Raw genomic sequence first — 15586 nt, forward strand, 5'->3', positions numbered from 1 at the left:
AGTTTTTCTGTGCAAAATAGGTGAAAACTCAATATATGAATCAGATCTATTATCAGATGATTTGTTTTGTGATACGAGTCTCGAAATTCATTTTTAGTTCATAATTGGTCAAACATGGAGGAAGTGTGATGATACCTTCAAGTAAAGTGCATCAAAATATTACAAAAATATAAATAAAGTGTTTATTATTAACAAAATATCAATGGTCTAGCGCAAAGTTCTACTTCATTATTTACCAAGACAACAAAATACATAGACAGGAGCTACGCAATGCGTGCATTAGTAATTTCAACACTCGTAGGGGCTGGATTGGTACTTTCTGGTTGCCAAACAATGAGCGGTCAGGGTAATGATATTGGTGGTGTTTCTTACGACAAATCTGCTTTAGGTGCATTAATTGGTGCGGCGGCAGGTTACGGTGTTTCTAAGGGTATTAACAACGGTAGCAGCAGCCAAAACAACCGTGCGATTGCAATTGGTGCGATTCTTGGTGGTGCGAGTGGTTTATATCTCGATAACAAAGAGAAAAAATTACGTGAGCAAATGGCAGGTACTGGCGTTGATGTAGGCCGTAATCCAGATGGTTCTGTTCAATTGATTATGCCTGGTAGCATTACATTTGATACTAACAAATCAAATATCAAACCTAACTTCTACGGCACTTTAAACAAAGTTGCACAAGTTTTAGCTGAAGATAACAAGAGCGCGATTCTTGTAACAGGTTATACAGATAATACAGGTAATGACTCAATCAACATTCCATTATCTCAAGCGCGTGCTCAATCAGTTAAAACGTATTTAGCTGGTCAAGGTATTTCAAGCAGCCGTATTGATGCGCAAGGTATGGGTTCTTCTAACCCGATCGCTTCTAACGCAACTGCTGCTGGTAAAGAGCAAAACCGCCGTGTTGAAATCAGCATTTATGCAAAACAGTAATTTTTACTGATTTCTAAAAACCACCTTCGGGTGGTTTTTTTATGGCGTTTAGAATCTTGCGACAAACTGTGGCGTAGCAATTGCATAAGACATCATAATTTATACATATCCCAAGATTTACTATTGGGATTCTAAAAAAGAGATGTCTATAATTGTGCTCGAAAAATAAGGCTCGGAAACGAGAGAGGTATTATTAATGTCATCTGCCAGTCAACTCAATGACAAGCAACTTGAAGCCATGAAATATGTTCAGGGGCCATTGTTGGTGCTTGCAGGTGCAGGTTCAGGTAAAACTTCTGTTATTACCCGAAAGATTGCTTTTTTAGTGCAGCAATGTGGTATTCCAGCACATCGTATTACAGCAATGACATTTACGAACAAAGCAGCACGTGAGATGAAAGAGCGTGTTGGTAAATTACTCTCTCGTGAAGAAGCAAAAGGTTTGTCGGTTTCTACTTTCCATACCTTTGGTCTGAATTTATTACGTATAGAACTAAAACATTTACCGCTTAAAAATAATTTTTCGATTCTAGATGCGGATGACTGTAAACGAATCCTGATGGATTTGATGCAACGTGACAATATGTCAGGGGCAGAGAGCAAAGAACTTATTGCGAAAGCAATGAAGAAAATCTCAGATTGGAAAAATGACTTGGTTGTGCCAGAACAGGCACACTCAACTTGTGAAACTGTTGAAGACGTACAACTTGCACATTTATACCAACTCTACGAGCGCAACTTACGTGCATATAATGCTGTAGACTTTGATGATCTGATCGTGATGCCAACACGTTTACTTCAAGAAAATGCTGAAGTGCGTGATAAGTGGCAGAATCGTGTGCGTTATTTACTGGTCGATGAATATCAAGATACCAACACGGCACAATATACCTTGGTGAAGCTGTTGGTTGGTGTGATGGGGCAGTTTACTGCCGTTGGTGATGATGACCAATCCATTTATGCGTGGCGTGGTGCAAAACCTGAAAATATGGCGTTGTTGAAAGATGATTTCCATAACTTAAAAGTGATTAAGCTTGAACAAAACTATCGTTCAACCAGCCGTATTCTAAAAGCAGCCAATGCTGTTATTGAAAATAATCCACATATTTTTGATAAGAAGCTTTGGAGTGATAAAGGACATGGCGAGACCATCCGTATTATTACTTGTTTAAATGATGATGATGAGGCCGAGCGTGTTGTTAAGGATCTCATCACACATAAATTGATGAATGGAAAAAATTGGAAAGATTATGCGATTTTATATCGTGGTAACTTCCAAGCACGTGTTTTAGAAACACAACTTCGCCAAATGCAAATTCCTTATAAACTTTCTGGCGGGCAATCTTTCTTCGCACGCGCAGAAATTAAAGATGTGATGAGCTATTTACGCTTGATCATCAACCCCGAAGATGACAGTGCATTTTTACGAATTATTAATACGCCAAAACGTGCGATTGGCCCTGTAACGCTTGAAAAGTTGGGGTTATTTGCCCAAGAAAATACTTTGTCGTTATTAACAGCATCTTCGGATCAACGTTTATCGATGGTTTTACCGAAGAAAGCTGCCACACAATTGCATGAGTTTGCAGACTTTATTGCAACATTTACGCGCGAGTTATTAGATGATGATGAACCCGTTCCAAAAGTCCGTCAGATGATCAATGAAGCAGGCTATATCGATTACGTTCGAGAACAAGCTGCAACGCCTGCACAAGAAAAAACTAAAATAGACAATATCGAAAGTTTATATACCAGCATTCAAAACTTATTGAATCGTACAGACGATGTTGATGAGAAGAATATTGAAAGTGTCATTCGTAAACTTGTGTTGTTAGATATGCTTGAGCAGCAACAGGAAGAGGAAGATACTGATAAAGTTAACTTATTAACTTTACATGCTGCGAAAGGGTTGGAATTCCCTTATGTCTATATGATCGGTTTAGAAGAAGAGTTATTACCACATAAAAATTCAATCGCTTCAGAAACCATCGAGGAGGAGCGTCGATTGATGTATGTGGGGATTACACGTGCGCGACAAGGTTTGACAATTACTTTAGCTGAACAGCGTAAGAATGGTGGTCAAATGCGTCAAATGACACCAAGTCGATTCTTGGATGAGTTGCCACAAGATGAGTTGGAATGGCATGGACGTAAAAAGAAACTTGCGTCAAATGTCGATCCAAAAGAACAAGCTCAGCAATATCTCGCGAATTTAAAAGCTTTATTGAAACGTTAAAAAATTGTAAGTAGGAAGTTGTAATGAAAGTCCAAGTAAAAGTATTAGACAAGCGTTTAGGCCAAGAGTGGGCGATGCCTTCTTATGCAACAAATGGTTCAGCTGGTTTGGATCTACGTGCATGTTTGGATGAGGCGATTGAAATTGCTGCTGGTGAAACGGTTTTAGTTAAAACTGGTTTAGCAATTTATATTGAAGATCCTAATTTTGCTGGTTTAATTTTACCTCGTTCTGGTCTTGGTCATAAACATGGTATTGTGTTAGGTAACTTAGTTGGTTTAATTGACTCTGATTATCAAGGTGAGCTCATGGTTTCTGTTTGGAATCGTGGAAAAAATACATTTCGCTTAGAGCCAGGTGAGCGTTTGGCACAATATGTACTCGTTCCTGTAGTACAAGCTAAGTTTGAACAAGTGAATGAGTTTGTTGCGACTGAGCGTGGTGCTGGTGGTTTCGGTCACACAGGAAAACAATAAGTTTATTTAGCTGTTATCTATATCAATGCAATATCTTCCTATGAGATATTGCATTTCTCATATTGATTGTTAACCAAATATATATTAAAAAGCAGCAGATTAATTATTTTAATTTAACTGAATAAGGGTTAATTAATTTCTAAACAATTTTGGTTTTTGAATCATCTATGATTATAAGAAATAGGGGCTTGCTGTGAATATAAAACATACATTTCCTCTGAATATTTTTCGTGCTTATGATATCCGTGGAAAACTTAGCAATTTAACACCTCAAGTGATTTGCTCAATTGCTTATGCATTAGCAGATCAATATAAAAAAAGTGAGCAAGATCATATAGTCATTGGTTATGATGCTCGTCTAACCAGTCCAACGTATGCAAATATCATTCAACAGATATTTGAACAACAAGGAATAGCTGTAACCAATATAGGATGCTGTTCCTCACCAATGATGTATTACATCGCTCGAGATTTTGGTGGTAATGGTATCATGGTGACGGCAAGTCACAATCCAAAATCTGATAATGGGATTAAATGGATTTTAAAAGGAGAGCCACCTTGTCCTGAAATGATTCAACATGTCGGACATCTTGCTCAAATATCTAAGAATCAACTCGATAGTCCTTTAGTTGATGGTTTGCTCCATAAAATCATTCCGCAGTATTGCTTGCAATATCAACATTCTTTACTCAGCGATATTCACCTAACAAGACCATTAAAAGTTGTTTTAGATGGTTTGAATGGCTCTGCTGGGCGATGTGCAAAGCTTGTTTTGGAAAAGTTAGGTTGCGAAGTGATCGCGCTGCGTTGTGAGGCAAATGGGCACTTTCCAGATCATGCACCTGATCCTTCACATGCAGAACATTTATCACAATTACAAGCAGCTATTCTTTCAGAGAAAGCCGATCTTGGTATTGCCTTAGATGGCGATGGAGATCGAGTGGTTTTATTGGATGAGCTAGCACATATTATTAGTCCTGATCGTTTATTGTCTTTATTTGCCCAGATGTGTTTGCAACAACATCCACATAAAGAAATCGTATTTGATGTGAAATGCTCTCGTATGGTCGCTGATACAGTTCAGCAGCTTGAGGGACAAGCGAAAATGATCCGAACAGGTAGTAGTTTTTTACGCGCGTATTTATCGCAGTCACAAGGCGAAGCTGTATTTGGTGGTGAATATGCGGGACATTATGTGTTTAACGACGGGCGAGGTTATGGCTATGACGATGGCTTGTATGCAGCGTTACGTGTTATAGAGTATTTGACTCAATCTGATGCTAAAAGCTTAGCTGAGTTACTTTCAGTTTACCCAGAAAGATACTGTACCGAAGACACATATATCAGCACGCATCATATCAATCCAAAGCAAGTTTTGAGTGACGTTGAAATTTTAAGTCATCGTTTAGGTGCTCGTATCAGTAAAATCGATGGTGTAAGACTTGATTTTGATGATGGTTTTGGCATTATTCGAGCATCTAATACTGGCGAGTATTTTACTGTTCGTTTTGATGCAGATCATCCTGACCGCTTAGTTGAAATCCGCCAGAAATTTGTTTCTATGTTGCAACCACAGTATCCATTGATTGCACAAGAACTCGCACAGGCTTAATGAAGGAGAGTCACATGCCACACCAGCATATCGGCATTGATAAAGCAAAAATTTTGATTGAAGCTTTGCCGTATATCCAACGTTTTTCAGGTAAAACGCTGGTTGTAAAATATGGTGGCAACGCAATGACTGATCCTGAGTTAGAAAGCTCTTTTGCTCGTGACATAGTGCTGTTAAAAACAGTGGGCTTAAATCCAATCGTAGTACATGGTGGCGGCCCACAAGTCGATTCATTACTTAAGCGTTTAGGTCAAGAGTCTGACCGTATTGATGGTATGCGTGTTACAGATCAAGCCACGATGGAAGTGGTTGAAATGGTATTAGGCGGTAGCGTCAATAAATCAATCGTGAATTTGATCAATAAACATGGTGGTCGTGCAATTGGTTTAACGGGTAAGGATGGTAATTTACTTCGTGCGCGTAAACTGTTAATGGAAAAACAGGAAGCTGATGGTTCAATTTCGCAAATTGATCTCGGTATGGTGGGTGAGGTTACAGGCGTAAAAACTGATGTATTAGAAATGTTTACTCAAGGTGATTTTATCCCTGTGATCGCACCATTAGGTGTCGATGAGGACGGTAATACCTACAACATCAATGCTGACCTTGTCGCGGGTAAAGTTGCTGAAGCACTTGGTGCTGAAAAGCTTATTCTACTCACCAATATCACTGGTGTTTTGGACGAAAATAAAAACCTATTAACAGGTTTAACAACTCAAGAAGTTGATCGTCTAATCGATACAGGTGTGATTTATGGTGGCATGATTCCTAAAGTCGGTTGTGCGCTTGATGCTGTGAAAGGTGGTGTTGTGAGTGCACATATTGTTGATGGTCGTGTGCCACATGCAAGCTTATTAGAAATCTTTACTGATCATGGTGTGGGTACACTCATTACTAATCGTGCAAAACATTAATTCATCATATTGATTTAAAAGAGATCTCAAGTAGGTCTCTTTTTTTGTCATGACCTGTTCATGTTTTAGTCATGGCAGTGTCATTTAAGGGATTTAAGGTAAATCTAGCCATAAGGAGCTTTCATTATGCTAGAAAAACTAAATCAATATCGTCAGACATTGACTTTACCTTTACGCCACAAACCAGCTCAAAATCAATTCCGTTTTGAATGGGTGGACAACTTAAAAGAATTACAAGAAGTACAACGTTTTAGAGCAACGCAATTTGCTCATCAATTTGGTATGTCATTTGAAGATGGTTTAGATCAGGATCTTTACGATTTTGGTTGTGAACACGCCGTGTTACGTGAGAAGTGGACTGGTGAGATTGTTGCGTATACGCGCCTTAAATTGTTCCAAGGCCATGAAATTAGCCAGAGCTACAGTGCAAAAGAGTTTGAAATCGTTCCTCAATTATCACATTTACCGAATGTTCTCGAAATTGGGCGTACTTGTGTACATCCCCGTTTTCGCTCAGGTAAAGCATTGTCGATGTTGTGGCTGAACTTAGCCCCAAAAGTACTTTGGTCAATGCGTGCAAAATACTTGATGGGCTGTGTCAGCATTCATCTAGAAGACAATTTGGCTCGTACTTATTACACACATCGCCAGATTCAACAGTTGGCAAATCATCAAACCATCGATATTCGTTCAAAGCGTGCATTTGAGCCAGTACGTCCTGATTTCAGTTTCCCTCAAGATGAGCGTATGCCGAAACTGTTCCAAACTTATTTGGGGATGCAGTCAAAACTATCTAAAGAAGCATTCTATGATGAGCATTTTAAATGTTTAGATTATTTTGTTTTTTTAGAAGTAAATAAGATTGCTACCTCTTTTGTAATGAATAAGATGGTGCAACGATAAGCATATATCGTTCTCAATCCTATAGTGAGCACATATTGAGATTTACAATACATCGAAACCTCATGCACAATAGGCGAAGATGTTAAAAAGATTATAGATATGTGCCAGCTATTAGGAATGAATTGCGCTACCCCAACAGATATTACCTTCTCTTTTCGTGGTTTTTCTCAACGAGCAGGTGTGACGTCTGATCACTGTGATGGGTTCGGGATTGCATTCTTTGAAGATAAAGCTTGTCGCTTATTTGTCGATAATCAATCAGCTGTTGAATCCCCAATTGCAGACTTAGTGCGTAATTATCCTATCAAGTCTCGTAATGTCATAGCACATATCCGAAAAGCAACACAGGGTAAGATTACTTTAGAAAATTCTCATCCATTTCTGCGAGAGTTATGGGGGAGACATTGGATTTTCGCACATAATGGTGATTTACATAATTTTGATCCAAAATTAAGTGGTCGCTTTGAACCTGTTGGTAATACTGATAGTGAACTCGCTTTTTGCTTTTTGCTTGATCAATTGGTTGAGGAGTTTGGCTATACTGAGCCGAGCTTGGAGCAAATATTTTCTTTATTAGAACGTATCTCACCGCAAGTAGCTGAGCATGGAACTTTTAACTTCTGTTTGTCGAATGGCAAAGCTTTATTTAGTTATGCGACAACGAAGCTACATTGGTTAGTACGGGAATATCCTTTTCAGCATGCACATCTCATTGATTTAGACGTTGAGGTCGACTTTAGTGAAGTGACAACACCTGAAGACAGAGTTGCTGTCATCACGACAGAACCTTTAACGCATAATGAAGCATGGACAGCGTATCAGCCTGGTGAAATGATTTTATTTCAAGATGGTAAATCAATAAAACACGCATTAACTCATATTGAGCGACTTGTAAGAGAAGCTGAAAACCCATCATTAAAAAGAGTGACAAAAGCTGATCAATATTAATTTCAATATAACTCTAATTAATAGTCTGCATATTATTTTCTTATGCTACTAAAGTTGTATTTTTTATACATATTTTAATAAAATTAAAGAGATAATTTTTCTTATTGGTTAAAAAATACTTGAGTGTTTTGATTGGTGAAAATATTTAAATAAATATAAAACAATAGGTTAATTTATTTTAATTGGAAATACTTAAAATCTGACAAAAACGCTGTGTTTTTATTTACTTGCTTTATAGATATTATGCTCTTATTCAATAAAACGTGTTGGTTTGGGGTTCGATATGGGTATGAAGTGGTCTGTCGAATATAATACAGGAATCGAGGTTATTGATGATCAACATCGACGTATTCTAGATTATATTAATGAAATTGCTGATTTAAAGCACTCCAATGATCGTATGAAAATGAAAAGTGTTTTAGACAATATTATTGACTATACTCAGTCTCACTTTACTTTTGAAGAAAGTCTTCAAGAAGAGGCGAACTACAAATATCGCGTTCCACATAAACGTGTTCATGACTTATTTATCAAGAAGATAGAGACATATCGTGAGCGTTTTGAATTAGGACATAACATTGATACTGAATTGCATGAGGTACTATCAAAATGGTTAATTAATCATATCCGTCATGATGATGCCGATTATGTAGGTGCAGTTAAAGAAAATATGATGGGTATTATTAAAGAAAATGAAAAGAAAAAAGGGAAGAATTGGTTTTCTAGATTTTTCTCATAATAATAAGAGAATAAAAAAATAATAAAAAAGACCCTCTATTAAATAAAAATAATACGATAGGCATGAGTGAGAAATAGAGGGTCGAATAAACATTATAATAATTAGTGCGCGGCAAACCATCTGAAATGATGGTTTGCCTTTTTATTTCGACATCTTTTGCTTTGATTTTCATGCTTGAGAAAGGCAAAATACATTGAATATTCCATTGCAAACACCATATAGCGCAATGAGTTCAAAGATTTTTCAAGGAATGCATTATGCAGGACACAACTCTGTCACGCTGGCTCACTCCAGTGATGGCATTTTGCTTATCATTTGTCATGATCACTACACTAGCACCGACAGTAGGGATTCAAATTGATCGTCAGTTTGATTTTTGGTTGCTTTGGTTAGGTACGATGATTTTATTGGCACTGCCAATTGGATATTTAGAAATTGCATTAGCAAAACGCTCGAAGGTGACTGCTTTACAAGCATTATCGAGTTTGACACGGGATGCTGATGCTTCACCTAAATGGCGTATTGTTGGGTGGTTGGCAGTTGTGTTTGTTCCTTTTTTTGCTGGTAGTGTTTTAACGACCGCTACGCATTTGATCGAACAACAGTTCTCTTTAGATATTACGAGCCAAATTATTTTTGCAGTTTTAGCTGTTATTGCTGTGGGATTATCTTTTATTCCTCGTCAGTTTTTAATTGCTTTATCTGCACTTGGGGTACTTGCTGCGTTCGTTCTCGCAAATGTTATGGGAACACATCTACAAGCATGGCACTGGACTGGTGTTGAGTTTAAAGAGTGGGGCAATGCGACTGTTCTTGCGCTTGTAGCGACAGGTTTAGGTCTAGGGCTGTATTGGCAGACAAGCCTTGCTGATATTCAAAAACAAGATGCTGCGACATCTACAGCCTTACCTGTCTGGATTGCACAATTATTGGCTGTCATTGCTTTTGGATTCTTCTCTTTACAAGCACAAATTCCAGCACTTGTTTGGATATTTGCAGCTGTGTCATCAGCAGCTTTATTGATTCAGTTTGCTAAAGAGCAATTGGCTCAGCGTCAATTGGCGATGGCTGTGCAATGGTTGATCATTCTCGCTGCAATTGCAGTTTGGGCTGTACCACAAGTTGAATCACTTTTTAATATTGCGCTTATGTTATGGGGACTTGTGATTTGTTTAATCTATGCCATTTTTGCTGGTTGGATTATGAAAATCAGTCATTTGCGTAAAGCGATGAATTTTAGTAATGAGTTGTTCTATAACTTATGGCGTATTGCGGTTCGTTTAGTATTGCCATTATCAATTGTTGTCGCAATTGTGGCAGTTATTGGACAAATCTTCTAATGGAACATAAACAGCAGCATGTATCTGTTGCATTCGCAACTGAACAGCAGCAATTTCATATTACTGTTGATTTCATCAATGGAATGACGGCATTAGAGGCTATTCATAAAAGTGGAATCGCTGAGCAGGTCGCGTTACCTGAGCCCTTACAGTTGGGTATTTTTGGAAGCAAGATCGACATGGATACTGTTTTGAATGCAGGTGATCGTGTTGAAATCTATCGTGCATTAAAAATTAATCCCAAAGATATTCGGCGAAAACGTGCCGCAAAGAATCCTGTAGGAAGATTTGCCAAGGGCAATCGCTTTAGACCATCAAATTCATAAATAAAACCCCTCATGATCGATTCAATGAGGGGTTTCTTTTTATGTGAAAGTGGTTATAGTGGGGGCGCAGTCAAAATGGCTTCTTTTGATGCTGGTAAACCAGGTTGTGATTCTGGAATAGTATCTAAACCTTCGATGCGTTCTACGATGCCATTTCCATCAAAATAAACTTTTAAATGTTGACCATGTGCTGCTGGTATTTTTGCTTTTTTAGCATAAGTACCTGGAATGTAGTTATAAATGTAGTCCCAACGCAGTGGATTCAAAGGATCTGTTACAGTTGGACTACCAAGTAAGAAACGTACTTGTTGAAAGCTCATGCCTACTTGTACTTGAGATGCTTGTGCTTTGGTTAATGGAGTTCCCTGTGGAATATCGACTTTATACACACCAAAGACTGAACAACCGCTAAGTACTGAAGTGACGAATAACGTCAGCATGATTTTTTGCATTTTGCTACACTATCCTGATAAATGATGATGCATTTGGTTCAAGGATAGATCATACTGCATCTAAACTCTATTGCCTATTCCAACTTAAGATTTGTTGAGAGACCTTTTTTCATGCCTATTTCCAATCAAGACTTACGCAAAGCTGGACTTAAAGTTACCCTTCCTCGTATTAAGATTTTGGAATTATTAGAAAATTCAAAACAACATCATTTAAGTGCAGAAGATATTTATAAAACTTTGCTTGAGCAAGGTGAAGATGTTGGCTTAGCTACGGTTTATCGTGTTTTAACACAATTTGAAGCTGCAGGTATTATTCAGCGTCATCACTTTGAAAATAATCACTCTGTATTTGAGATCATGCAAGAAGATCATCACGATCATTTAGTTTGCTTGAATTGTAATAAAGTTGTTGAATTTACTAATGATATTATCGAGAAAGAGCAACATGCTGTAGCAGATCAACATGGATTTGCACTCACTGGACACTCTTTAAATTTATATGGCTACTGTAATGATCCAGAATGCCAAGAAGCTTATCGTAAAAAATAACCACGATTCATGCTTTATTTTCTTGTTCACTAAAAATGAACAAATAAAAAAGGAAGGTTACAAAAACCTTCCTTTTTTTATGGGCTTAGCGCTAATTATTGGCCATCAAATGTAATGTTTTTACTTGCGCTCAATAATTGGTCTGAACCCTCTTCAGATAACTTAATGGTTAAACGTAAGTCATTTGGAGAATCTGCATGTTTAAGCGCATCTTTATAGGTAATTTCACCCGCTTTATAAAGATCAAACAATGCTTGGTCGAAGGTTTGCATACCTAGCTCACGCGAGCGTTTCATCAGATCCTTAATCTCATGAATTTCACCTTTGCGGATGTAATCTGCAAGGAGTGGAGTATTAATCAAAATTTCAATAGCAGCACGACGTGAATTACCATCAGGTGTTGGAATAAGTTGCTGTGCAACCATTGCTTTTAAGTTCAGTGACAAATCCATATGAAGTTGAGCGTGACGATCAGCTTCAAAGAAATGAATAATACGATCTAGTGCTTGGTTGGCATTGTTTGCATGCAGTGTTGCAAGTACTAAGTGCCCCGTTTCTGCGAAAGCAATTGCATAGTCCATCGTTTCGCGAGAACGAATCTCACCAATTAGAATCACATCTGGTGCTTGTCGTAGAGTATTTTTTAATGCAATTTCAAATGAGTCTGTATCGATACCGACTTCACGTTGAGTAATGATACAGCCTTTGTGCTCATGAACAAATTCAATTGGATCTTCAATGGTAATGATATGACCTTTAGAATTTTGGTTGCGGTAGCCAATCATTGAAGCCAATGAAGTTGATTTACCTGTACCTGTTGCACCAACAAAAATAATGATACCGCGTTTGGTCATTGCAAGTTCTTTAAGAACTTCTGGTAATTTTAGGTCATCCATACTTGGAATATGTGTTTCAATTTTACGTAATACCATACCTGGCATATCACGTTGTTGGAACGCACTCACACGGAAACGTGCAGTTTTTTCACGATTAACGATGGCAAAGTTACATTCACGTGTATCAGCAAACTCTTTACGTTGTTTGTCTGTCATAATTGAGTTTAATAACTGACCAACAATCTCTCCTGAGAGTTTTGCTTTAGAAACAGGCACGATTTGCCCATTAATTTTCATTGAGGGTTCTACATCGGCTGTAATGAATAAATCTGATGCATTTTGTTCAATCATTAGATTGAGTAAGTCGTTAAAGTCCATATATTTTGAGTCCTGTCGTTGTTCTTATAGGAATGATTCAGGTTGTTTCGCTACTGTTCGAGCAGTCTGTGGACTAATGATACCTTTAGAAACTAAAGATTTTAAACTTTGATCCAGTGTGGTCATTCCGTAGTTAGCACCCGTCTGAATCGCTGAATACATCTGTGCCACTTTGTTTTCACGAACAAGGTTACGAATTGCGGGAATACCAATCATAATCTCATGTGCAGCAACACGACCGCCACCATTTTTCTTCAATAGTGTTTGAGAAATAACGGCCTGTAACGATTCCGACAACATGGCACGTACCATGTCTTTTTCTTCAGCAGGGAAGACGTCGATCACACGGTCAATGGTTTTTGCTGCTGAGGTGGTATGTAGCGTTCCAAATACTAAGTGACCTGTTTCTGCTGCAGTTAGAGCGAGGCGGATGGTCTCTAAGTCACGCATCTCACCGACCAAGATAATATCAGGGTCTTCACGGAGCGCTGAACGAAGTGCTTCGTTAAAGCCATGTGTATCACGATGAACTTCACGTTGGTTAATCAAACATTTTTTTGATTGGTGTACAAATTCGATTGGGTCTTCGACGGTTAAAATATGGTCATAACGATGTTCATTGATATAGTCAATCATTGCCGCCAAAGTCGTTGATTTACCTGAACCTGTTGGACCTGTAACAAGTACAATCCCACGTGGATAGTCACAAATTTCTTTAAAAATTGTACCTAGACCTAAATCCTCCATCGATAAAACTTTAGATGGAATGGTACGGAATACTGCACCCGCACCGCGGTTTTGGTTAAAGGCGTTGACACGGAAACGAGCAATATTTGGTACTTCAAATGAAAAGTCTGTTTCTAGATCTTCTTCAAAATCACGACGTTGTTTGTCATTCATAATGTCATACACCAAACGGTGTACATCTTTATGTTCTAATGCAGGTAAGTTAATACGACGAACTTCACCATCTACACGAATCATAGGCGGCATACCCGCAGAAAGGTGTAAATCTGAAGCACCGTTTTTTACTGAAAAGGCGAGTAATTCTGTAATATCCATAATTTCCCCGAAACAATCAAAAATGTCTCATTATTTTGTAGAATAATATAAGGCTTTCATTCTAGCTTACCAACACCTTATAGAATGCGAACGCAAAAAAAGATTTCATAAATGAGAACTGTGTCAATGAATCAATCGGAACAATCCCGCCAATCTGTTTTAAGTCAAATTGAACAAGCTTGTCAGCAAGCCCAACGTGATCCTGCAACAGTGCAATTGTTAGCCGTGTCAAAGACACATCCAAGTTTAGCGCTTAGAGAAATGTATGCCGTTGGACAGCGTAGTTTTGGTGAGAACTATTTACAAGAAGCACTGACCAAAATAGAAGAGTTACAAGATTTAGAGATCGAATGGCATTTTATTGGACATGTGCAGCGCAATAAAACCAAACATTTAGCTGAAAAATTTGACTGGGTACATGGGGTTGATCGTTTGATTATTGCCGAGCGTTTATCGACTCAGCGCTTAGAATCTCAAAAAACTTTGAATATTTGTTTACAAGTGAATATTGATGGGCAAGATTCCAAAGATGGTTGTCAGCCAGAAGAGGTTAGTGAGCTAGTTAAACAAATTAGCCGACTTCCAAATATCTGTTTACGTGGTTTGATGGTGATTCCTACGCCTGAAAATCATGCTGCATTTGCAGATGCCAAAGTTTTATTTGAGCAAGTAAAATCTCAACATGCACAGCCACAAGACTGGGATACTTTAAGTATGGGGATGTCTGCTGATTTAGATGCTGCAATTGCAGCTGGTTCAACGATGGTAAGAGTAGGGACGGCGCTATTTGGTGCAAGAGATTATTCAACCAAAAGCTAAAATGATTATTTGCTGATATTCGCTTGAAAGTATGGCTAGAGATTTTCCAGAATTTCAACGAGTCTTGCATAATCATGTAAGTTAGCATCAGCAATAAATGACTTAACTTCTGGAATAGGGTGAAAGAATATGGTTTTCATGCCAACGTCCTTTGCTCCTTGTATATCCGCTATTTCATTATCGCCTACAAAGATACAATTTTGTGGTGGTGTATCAAGCTGTGCAGAAGACAAGAGAAAAATTCTAGGATCAGGCTTCCGAAATCCTATAGCCTCGGAAACAATGATACTAGAAAAGAATTCTGTCAGACCTAGGGCATAAAAATTATGTTCTTGAAAAGGTGTTCTACCATTAGAAATTAAGCCAATTAAATATCCTTGCTGTTTTAATTGGGTCATCGTTTTTTCAATATGTTCAAAGCAACATGAAAATTTATTAAAATCATTTATATAGCTTTCTAATAGGATATCTCTTGAAACATGATCAATTGAAAACTCATGAGTGAGTTGTTCATAAACACGATCTTTCCAAACTTTGCCATTATCATCAAGTTCAAGAAATCGCTGAATGAATAGCTCCTTTTTCATAGTAGGAACTAATTGAAAAAAATTGATCTGCCAACTTAAGAATTTTATTAAGGAGGTTGTTCTATCCAGTATGGTTTGATCAAGATCAAAGATAACGGCTTTCTTTTGATTCATTAGGGTTCGGTATTGTGGTTATTCAAGCATCATAAAATTTACTCATAAATGATTTCAATCTGAAATAGTAACTAAATAAACTCTAAATCGTGTTCATCAATGGCTTCTTCAATTGAAGAGAACCATTTACAACGAATCTGAGGAGACTCTTCTAGTAATAACTCAATAGTCTGTTTCTTGAAATAAGCATGATCTTCATTTGAGGAAGAGGGACTGTAAAAGTTAGTGCATAGAACAGCATACTCTTTTGTTTCTAAGCAGTATAAGCAACCGTATTCCGCAATTTTTTGATTCGAAATACGGTTGAATATTGGTATTAATTGAAACGAATTATTTTGTTCCATCTTTTATTTTCCATA

Annotated in this window: 17 protein-coding genes; 12 read left to right on the forward strand and 5 right to left on the reverse strand. The window is 37.7% G+C overall.

Annotated features, from left to right (window positions below; translation table 11 throughout):
- Positions 1-270: 270 nt before the first annotated feature.
- From IO68_RS29910 to IO68_RS29955, 10 genes are all read left to right on the forward strand, one after another.
- Positions 271-936 (forward strand): OmpA family protein, encoded by a 666-nt coding sequence (locus tag IO68_RS29910; protein WP_004881069.1) that lies wholly within the window; start codon positions 271-273, stop codon positions 934-936.
- A gap of 196 nt (positions 937-1132) precedes the next feature.
- Positions 1133-3172: a DNA helicase Rep gene (gene rep, locus IO68_RS29915; RefSeq protein ID WP_023013947.1), complete on the forward strand. Its 2040-nt coding sequence runs from the start codon at positions 1133-1135 to the stop codon at positions 3170-3172.
- 23 nt (positions 3173-3195) lie between these two features.
- Complete coding sequence (gene dut / locus IO68_RS29920; protein WP_023013948.1) at positions 3196-3648, forward strand: dUTP diphosphatase; 453 nt, start codon at positions 3196-3198, stop codon at positions 3646-3648.
- A gap of 193 nt (positions 3649-3841) precedes the next feature.
- Positions 3842-5260 (forward strand): phosphomannomutase/phosphoglucomutase, encoded by a 1419-nt coding sequence (locus IO68_RS29925; protein ID WP_023013949.1) that lies wholly within the window; start codon positions 3842-3844, stop codon positions 5258-5260.
- A gap of 14 nt (positions 5261-5274) precedes the next feature.
- Complete coding sequence (gene argB / locus IO68_RS29930) at positions 5275-6174, forward strand: acetylglutamate kinase (RefSeq protein WP_023013950.1); 900 nt, start codon at positions 5275-5277, stop codon at positions 6172-6174.
- A 126-nt stretch (positions 6175-6300) separates the two neighbouring features.
- Positions 6301-7077: a GNAT family N-acetyltransferase gene (locus IO68_RS29935; protein WP_023013951.1), complete on the forward strand. Its 777-nt coding sequence runs from the start codon at positions 6301-6303 to the stop codon at positions 7075-7077.
- 99 nt (positions 7078-7176) lie between these two features.
- A complete protein-coding gene (locus IO68_RS29940) occupies positions 7177-8025 on the forward strand; it encodes a class II glutamine amidotransferase (protein WP_007481247.1) in 849 nt (282 codons plus the stop codon).
- A 283-nt stretch (positions 8026-8308) separates the two neighbouring features.
- Positions 8309-8764: a bacteriohemerythrin gene (locus IO68_RS29945; RefSeq protein WP_004881051.1), complete on the forward strand. Its 456-nt coding sequence runs from the start codon at positions 8309-8311 to the stop codon at positions 8762-8764.
- 257 nt (positions 8765-9021) lie between these two features.
- Positions 9022-10104 carry a membrane protein gene (locus tag IO68_RS29950; RefSeq protein WP_023013952.1) on the forward strand — a complete coding sequence of 361 codons (1083 nt, stop codon included), beginning with the start codon at positions 9022-9024 and terminating at the stop codon, positions 10102-10104.
- Complete coding sequence (locus IO68_RS29955) at positions 10104-10430, forward strand: RnfH family protein (protein WP_023013953.1); 327 nt, start codon at positions 10104-10106, stop codon at positions 10428-10430. The genes IO68_RS29950 and IO68_RS29955 overlap by 1 nt, the downstream gene beginning before the upstream one ends.
- Positions 10431-10483: 53 nt before the next feature.
- On the opposite strand, the gene IO68_RS29960 is transcribed toward IO68_RS29955, so the two are convergent.
- On the reverse strand, positions 10484-10882 hold the full coding sequence (locus IO68_RS29960) for an outer membrane protein assembly factor BamE (RefSeq protein ID WP_004881046.1): 399 nt from the start codon (positions 10880-10882) through the stop codon (positions 10484-10486).
- 111 nt (positions 10883-10993) lie between these two features.
- Here IO68_RS29960 and fur point away from each other — a divergent pair, with 111 nt between their 5' ends.
- On the forward strand, positions 10994-11431 hold the full coding sequence (fur, locus tag IO68_RS29965; RefSeq protein WP_023013954.1) for a ferric iron uptake transcriptional regulator: 438 nt from the start codon (positions 10994-10996) through the stop codon (positions 11429-11431).
- A gap of 95 nt (positions 11432-11526) precedes the next feature.
- Here the strand turns inward: fur and IO68_RS29970 are convergent, their stop codons facing one another.
- Positions 11527-12645, reverse strand: coding sequence for a PilT/PilU family type 4a pilus ATPase (locus IO68_RS29970; protein WP_023013955.1), 1119 nt, complete (start codon positions 12643-12645; stop codon positions 11527-11529).
- 24 nt (positions 12646-12669) lie between these two features.
- Positions 12670-13707, reverse strand: a complete 1038-nt coding sequence (locus tag IO68_RS29975) for a type IV pilus twitching motility protein PilT (protein WP_023013956.1) — start codon at positions 13705-13707, stop codon at positions 12670-12672.
- A 126-nt stretch (positions 13708-13833) separates the two neighbouring features.
- Between IO68_RS29975 and IO68_RS29980 the strand changes: the two genes are divergently transcribed.
- Complete coding sequence (locus IO68_RS29980) at positions 13834-14526, forward strand: YggS family pyridoxal phosphate-dependent enzyme (protein ID WP_023013957.1); 693 nt, start codon at positions 13834-13836, stop codon at positions 14524-14526.
- Between the two features lie 35 nt (positions 14527-14561).
- On the opposite strand, the gene IO68_RS29985 is transcribed toward IO68_RS29980, so the two are convergent.
- Both IO68_RS29985 and IO68_RS29990 read right to left on the reverse strand, forming a co-directional pair.
- Positions 14562-15227, reverse strand: coding sequence for an HAD family hydrolase (locus IO68_RS29985; protein WP_023013958.1), 666 nt, complete (start codon positions 15225-15227; stop codon positions 14562-14564).
- Between the two features lie 71 nt (positions 15228-15298).
- On the reverse strand, positions 15299-15571 hold the full coding sequence (locus IO68_RS29990; RefSeq protein ID WP_023013959.1) for a hypothetical protein: 273 nt from the start codon (positions 15569-15571) through the stop codon (positions 15299-15301).
- Positions 15572-15586: the final 15 nt, after the last annotated feature.

Origin of the sequence: Acinetobacter sp. COS3, assembly GCF_000475335.1 — a bacterium.
Classification (GTDB): domain Bacteria; phylum Pseudomonadota; class Gammaproteobacteria; order Pseudomonadales; family Moraxellaceae; genus Acinetobacter; species Acinetobacter venetianus.